This window comes from Acidovorax sp., assembly GCF_046314175.1.
Taxonomy (GTDB): domain Bacteria; phylum Pseudomonadota; class Gammaproteobacteria; order Burkholderiales; family Burkholderiaceae_C; genus Acidovorax.
This window is the reverse complement of the sequence record NZ_JBKBXG010000152.1, coordinates 1-6,523: the sequence shown is the minus strand read 5'-3', so window position 1 is coordinate 6,523 and position 6,523 is coordinate 1. Positions and strand designations below refer to the sequence as shown.

Sequence of the window (6,523 nt, the reverse complement as noted above, 5' to 3'; positions counted from 1 at the left end):
CGCCAGGCGCGGGTCGGGGATGACTTGCAGGTGCTGCAGCAGGGTCACAGGGGCTGGTTGGGTGATCAAACGCTGCAGTTTCGCCGCAAATAGCGGCCCTATTTAGATGCGATTGCCCTGCGGGCAGAACCTATTTACTATCAAATAGATAGCAACAAATGAAACCCATCAAGCGCCGGAGGCATTTTCACCCAAGCTTTCACCGGCCACCAGCGCAGCCAGCCTCCGCGCAGCGGCGCTGGCCCCACGTGAGCGCCTCAGAGGCTGAGAGTTTTTTAGCCGAGCCCGAAAGGCGCGCGAAAACGCCTCGGATCTAGGCGCAAAGCACAGCCATAGCTCGGGTTATGGCGAGCATTTGCAACGACGAGCCGGGGCGTTTTCGCGTGCAAGGCGGGCATGGATAAAAGACTCTCAGCCTCTCAGTCCGTGACGAGCCGCGCCTTCACGGTCTTGCCCTTCACACGGCCCTGGTTCAGGCGCTGGGCGGCCTGGGCACCGATGGCGCGGTCCACCGCCACATAGGTGGAAAAATCGTTCACGTTGATCTTGCCGATTTGCTCGCGGGTGTAGCCCATCTCGCCGGTCAGCGCGCCCAGCACGTCACCTGCGCGGATCTTCTCCTTGCGGCCACCGATGATCTGGATGGTGACCATGGGCGGCACCAGCGGGCCGCTGCCGGTGGGTGTGAGGTCCGCCACCGGGAACCAGCGCGACTCGCGGCCCTGCAGCACTTCGATCTTGCCCACAAAACCCATCTCGTCCATGCTGGCCAGGTTCAGCGCCAGACCGTCAGCATCGCCCCGGCCTGTGCGGCCGATGCGGTGGATGTGCACTTCGGCGTCGGGCGTCACGTCCACATTGATCACGGCGGCCAGATTGGCAATATCGAGCCCGCGCGCAGCCACGTCGGTGGCCACCAGCACCGAGCAACTGCGGTTGGCAAACTGCACCAGCACCTGGTCACGCTCGCGCTGCTCCAGTTCGCCAAACAGCGCCAGTGCGCTAAAGCCCTGGGCCTGTAGCACGCCCACCAGATCGCGGCACTGCTGCTTGGTGTTGCAGAACGCAATCGACGATTCGGGCCGGAAGTGGTTGAGCAACTGCGACACCGCGTGCAGGCGCTCGCTGTTTTTCACCTCGTACCAGCGCTGCTCAATCTTGCCTTCGGCATGCTGGGCCTGCACCGTGATCTGCACGGGCGTCTTCATGAACTGGGCGCTGAGCTTGGCGATGCCTTCGGGGTAGGTCGCCGAGAACAGCAGCGTCTGGCGTTCCTTGGGGCACTGCTTGGCCACCACCACGATGTCGTCGAAGAAGCCCATGTCGAGCATGCGGTCGGCCTCGTCGAGCACCAGGGTGTTCAGGGCCTCCAACGACAGGTGCTGGCGCTCCAGGTGGTCCATCACGCGGCCGGGTGTGCCCACCACGATGTGCGCGCCGTGCTCCAGGCTCAGCGTCTGCGCGCGCAGCGGCACGCCGCCGCACAGGGTCACGACCTTAATGTTTTCTTCGGCGCGCGCCAAGCGGCGGATTTCGCTGGTGACCTGGTCGGCCAGCTCGCGCGTGGGGCACAGTACCAGCGCCTGCACCGCAAAACGGCGGGGGTTGAGGTTGGCCAGCAGGGCCAGGGCAAACGCAGCGGTCTTGCCGCTGCCGGTGCTGGCCTGGGCGATCAGGTCCTTGCCCAGCAACGCGGGCGGCAGGCTGGCCGCCTGGATGGGGGTCATGGTGGTGTAGCCCAGCTGCTGCAGGTTGGCCAGCGTGGCAGGGCTCAGGGCCAGCGCGCTGAAATCAGTGCTGGCTTGGTTTTCTTTGGAGGTCATGGGCGGATTATCCGGCCCCGCCTGCGCTGCCCCTCATTACTGGAGGGCCAGCACCCCTACAAAGGCCAGGGTGTGCGCCAGGACGCCCGGGGCCACGGCCAGCGCATAGCGCCAGCCGCCGCTGGCCAGGGCCACTACACACTTGCTACCCGCATGCACCAACAGCGCAGCCATCAGGGCCTGTGCGATGGCGGGTGCTGCCGCGCTGTCCGGGCCGCCGCGCACCAGCACCGCTGCCGCGGCGGCATGCACGTCGGCCAGGGCCGCCAGCAACGCGCCCACGAGCATGCCCGCGTCGCCTTGCCACGCCGTCAAACCCTGCACGCCGGCCTGAATGCCGGTGAGCAGCGCGGCGATCAGCAAGGCGTCGCGCAGCTTGAACATGGGAGTATCGAAGGACTCTGCGGACGAGGTACCCTCCACAGCCCCAGCCCCAGCCCCAGCCCCAGCCCCAGCCCCCGCCACAGCCACCGGCGCGGACGAGTGCGCAGCGCCCCGCCCGCCCCACCACCCCACGGCAGCGGCCACACACCCGCCCGCCAGCGCGGGCAGCGACAGCCGCGCCAGCCATTGCGGCTGCACGGTGGCCGCCACCACTACGATCTGGGCCATGGTGGCCACGCACGAAAGCACCGCAGCCCCCGCCTGGGCGCGTGCCGTGGCGCGGCCCGCACGCACCTCCATGCCCAGGCTGCCAATGGTGGCGGTGCTCGACACAAAACCCGACGCCAGCGCCGACAGCGCCACGGCATGGCGCGCCTGCATCAACCGCTTGGCCAGGTGCGCCAGCGACTGGATCACCAGCAGCACGATGACCAGGCGCACCACCACCTGCGGGTTCAGCACCTCTTGCCACAGCGGCGTGTTGGGGGCCAGTGGGTATACCAGCAAGGCCAGTGCGGCCAAGATGAGCCCACTGCGCACCTCGCCAGGCCGCAGCCACTGGTTGGAGAACTGGTGCAAGACATCCCGCAGCGCCAGCAGCCCCGTCACCACCACGGCAAGGGCGGCGGCCAGCAACTGGTCGTGGGTGCAGGTCACTCCGATCAGATAAGCCAGCAGCAAAGCGATCTCGGTGGTGATGCCAGGGTCGCCGGAGCGGTCTCGTGCATAGGCCACCACCGTGAGGGCCGCCACCAACAGGGCGCCAACCACCACGAGTGCAGTAATCCCCGTCAGCGCAGCGGCGGCGCCGCTCATGGAGACCAGGGTGAACGACCGCACTCCCGCCAGCGCACGGTGTGGACCCACCCCTTTGCGGCGCTCGCGCTCGATACCCATCAGCAGACCGCACCCCGCCGCGCTCGCAAGCACGGCCAGCGCCCTGGAAAAGTCTCCGAACTCCTGCATGGACTGCCGCACCTTTCTTGCATTGACTTCTGGCAACACCCATGGTGACAGAAAGAAAGGCCGCAAACCGCCCACCTGCGCACCTGTCTAGCAAGCATGCGGATTTGCCCCAAGCCTGGCTGTCAGGTCTATCGGCTATAACGAAACCACCAGCGCCAGCCCATGCAAAAACCCAACGTCTCAGCCCCCGGACCGGGCCCCAGTGGCTCCAGCGATGCATTGCTGCGGCTGATTGCAGATTCAGTGCCCGCGCTGATGGCCTACTACGACGTGCCTAGCCTGCGCTGCCGGTTCGCCAACCAGGGCTATGCGGCTTACAACGGGCACACCACCGAGTCGCTGCTCGGCCTCACGGTGCAAGAGGTCATTGGCGACAAGGCATGGCAGGGCATCGAGCCGCATGTCGAACGAACGACTCGCGGCGAACGAGTGAAATACCTGCGCGAGCAGGTGCTGCCCAATGGCGAGACGCGCATGATCGAGGTCAACCTGATCCCGCACTTTGGCGCTGACACCACCCTGCAGATCGGCTCGTTCGTGCTCATCACCGACATCACTGAGCGCTGGCGCGCGGAACGCACCGTGCGCCAGAGCGAAGAGCGCATGCGCAAATTCACCGAGGCCACGGACGAAGCCATCGTGTTCCACCGCGACGGCATCATCACGGACGGCAACGAGGCGCTGACCCGCCTCACGGGCTACGAGCTGCACGAGGTGATCGGTCTATCGATCTTCAACTTCATCAGCCCCGAATGGCGGGCGGTGGCACTGGACTACGCCCGCGGCCGCCGCGAAGACCCTTACGAAGTCACCATCTGCCACAAAGAGGGCCACGCCATTCCCGTCGAGGTGGTCGGCAAGACCATGCCCCTGCACCATGCTGACTACCGCATCGTGGTCGTGCGCGACATCACGGCCCGCAAACAGGCGCAGGAGCGCGAAGCCTTCATCGCGCTGCACGACACCCTCACGCAGTTGCCCAACCGGCACTTCCTGATGGAACAGCTGTCGCAGGTGCTGTCACTCGCCCGCAGGCGCCATGGCCGCGCGGCCGTGCTGTTCGTCAACCTGGACCACTTCAAAACGGTGAATGATTCGCTGGGCCACCATGCGGGCGACCAGTTGCTGTGCAACGTGGCCGAACGCCTGCGCCTGGGCGTGCGGGATGCTGACGTAGTGGCGCGCCTGGGCGGCGACGAGTTTGTGGTGGTGCTGACCGACGTCAAAAGCCCGGACGACGCAGCGTTGGTTGCCGACAAGCTGCTGGCATCCATGCATGGCGTGTTCACGGTCGAACAGTTGCCGCTGACGATCTCACCCTCCATCGGCATCGCGCTGTACCCCGAGCACGGCAACAGCGCAGACCTGCTGCTGCGCTGCGCCGACGCCGCCATGCACCATGCCAAGGAGAGCGGACGCGGCAACCGCCAGTTCTACGACCCCAGCATGGACGCCAGCGCGCTCGACATCCTGCGCCACGAACGGCTGCTGCGCGAGGCCATTGCCAACAACGCCTTCGAGCTGCACTACCAACCCCAGGTGCGCCTGGCCGACGGCGCACTGCAGGGCATCGAGGCCCTGGTGCGCTGGCGCCACCCCGAACGCGGCCTGGTGGGGCCCAACGAGTTCATCACCTTCTCAGAATCCCGCGGCCTCATCACCCCCATCGGCCGCTGGGTCATGCGCGAAGCCTGCCGCCAGCTCAAGGAATGGCAAGACCAGGGCCTTGCCATGGTGCCGGTGGCCGTCAACCTGTCCGCCATAGAGTTCCGCCAACGCGACGTCGCCGCAGAGATCGCCGCCGTACTGCGCGAGACGGGCCTGGCCCCGCATTACCTGGAGATCGAACTGACCGAGTCCGTGCTGATGCACCAGACCGGCCAGGTGTTGGACACGCTCAACGCCCTCAAGGCGCTGGGCGTGGGCATCTCGATTGACGACTTTGGGACAGGCTATTCATCCCTGGCATACCTCAAGCGCTACCCCATCGACAAGCTCAAGATCGACCGGTCATTTGTGGCCGATACCCCCGGCAACGCAGACGACGTTGCCATCGTCACTGCCATCATTCAGATGGGACACAGCCTGCAGTTGAAGACCGTGGCGGAGGGGGTGGAGACGGCGGAGCAGGTGGGGCTGTTGGCGGGGCTGGGGTGCGATTTGATTCAGGGGTTTGTGGTGTCGGTGCCGATGGGGTCGGGGACTGCGCGGGATTGGCTGGAAAGGCGTCGAGGGGGTGACGGCAGCGCCCTCGCGGCCTAAATTCCTCGCCCTTCTTTTATCAGCGACGCTTCAGCCGCCCCGGCCAAAAGCTTTGTACTCTGATCTCTGGCGCCTGACAATATATTCATTGAATCATCAAATTCATTCCTTATCTCTCACACGAAAATATATACTATAAATAGCCAACGCGCCAGAAAAACCAACTCCAAAATTAAGGTACATGTTTAGTCGATCATGATGGCTGGAAGAATAGTCATAAAAACCAATCATCCCCACGATCGAAAAAATGTGTAATATTGCAATTAGACCGATGTTATCGGGCGATATTTTTCTATTTGAAACGACAATCACTAATACAGCCAATGCCACCACAACGATTACAAGCAACTTTGAGAAGGGATGAAAAAAATTCCAAATCATTAGAAATATGAAAACAAATAAGTACAAAAACCAGCCGGAAACAATATTTTCATGGATTTCTTTATTAATTTTCATTGTTTATTTATAATCAGATTTTTTACAGGATTTGGCGCCCCCCCCGGCGACGCTTTTGACTCCACTGCAGACTGCACGCCCGCGCCAACTGATATTAACTTCTTAAACGCGGTCAAAGCCACATCTTTGAAAAATCCGCCAGGAGCGCCAGCCCCCACGATGTCAATTACGGCATCAGAAGCATGCACAATATTCGGCGGAGGCATGAGCATCTTCGACCCTGCATCGGCAGCAGCCCCAATAACCGCAGCAACGGGAGCAGCAGGTGCAAAAACTCCCGAATAAGTCATTCCAATAGATGCTACCCCAAAGTAGTCTGCTTGTTGCCCCAAGTAATTTTCCCACCCCTCTCTAGAACTTGGAAATGCGTTCTTAACTGCCGCTGCTATCGATCCAAAAGCAGACGTATTGCTGGGCTCGCAGCTGTTATCTGGGCATTGGCCAAAAAGCCCTAACGAATCGTAGCCGCCTAGAGGATTGGGGGGTACAAAAATTTATTAACACCACCAACAAGACCAATAGGATCCTGAGTCACATACTGCCCCACCATCGGGTCGTAGTACCTGAACCTGTTGTAGTGAAGACCCGTCTCGTGGTCCAGCTGCTGCCCCTGGAACCGGATCGGTTGGTGG

The 6,523-nt window shown here is 62.6% G+C and carries 5 protein-coding genes and 1 pseudogene; 1 reads left to right on the top strand and 5 read right to left on the bottom strand.

Translation table 11 applies throughout. From position 1 onward, the window contains the following. Window positions 1–419 precede the first annotated feature (419 nt). A complete protein-coding gene (gene dbpA / locus ACK4OE_RS24635; protein ID WP_409889034.1) occupies window positions 420–1,823 on the bottom strand; it encodes an ATP-dependent RNA helicase DbpA in 1,404 nt (467 codons plus the stop codon). A 36-nt stretch (window positions 1,824–1,859) separates the two neighbouring features. Beyond that, window positions 1,860–3,173 carry an MgtC/SapB family protein gene (locus tag ACK4OE_RS24630; protein WP_409889032.1) on the bottom strand — a complete coding sequence of 438 codons (1,314 nt, stop codon included), beginning with the start codon at window positions 3,171–3,173 and terminating at the stop codon, window positions 1,860–1,862. A gap of 162 nt (window positions 3,174–3,335) precedes the next feature. Here ACK4OE_RS24630 and ACK4OE_RS24625 point away from each other — a divergent pair, with 162 nt between their 5' ends. Beyond that, complete coding sequence (locus ACK4OE_RS24625; protein WP_409889030.1) at window positions 3,336–5,435, top strand: putative bifunctional diguanylate cyclase/phosphodiesterase; 2,100 nt, start codon at window positions 3,336–3,338, stop codon at window positions 5,433–5,435. A gap of 102 nt (window positions 5,436–5,537) precedes the next feature. On the opposite strand, the gene ACK4OE_RS24620 is transcribed toward ACK4OE_RS24625, so the two are convergent. The 3 genes and pseudogenes from ACK4OE_RS24620 to ACK4OE_RS24610 all read right to left on the bottom strand — a co-directional run. Continuing rightward, window positions 5,538–5,891 (bottom strand): hypothetical protein, encoded by a 354-nt coding sequence (locus ACK4OE_RS24620; RefSeq protein WP_409889028.1) that lies wholly within the window; start codon window positions 5,889–5,891, stop codon window positions 5,538–5,540. After that, window positions 5,888–6,181, bottom strand: coding sequence for a hypothetical protein (locus ACK4OE_RS24615; protein WP_409889035.1), 294 nt, complete (start codon window positions 6,179–6,181; stop codon window positions 5,888–5,890). The genes ACK4OE_RS24620 and ACK4OE_RS24615 overlap by 4 nt, the downstream gene beginning before the upstream one ends. A 156-nt stretch (window positions 6,182–6,337) precedes the next feature. Further along, window positions 6,338–6,523 (bottom strand): annotated as a pseudogene (locus ACK4OE_RS24610) (RHS repeat-associated core domain-containing protein); the annotation flags it as partial.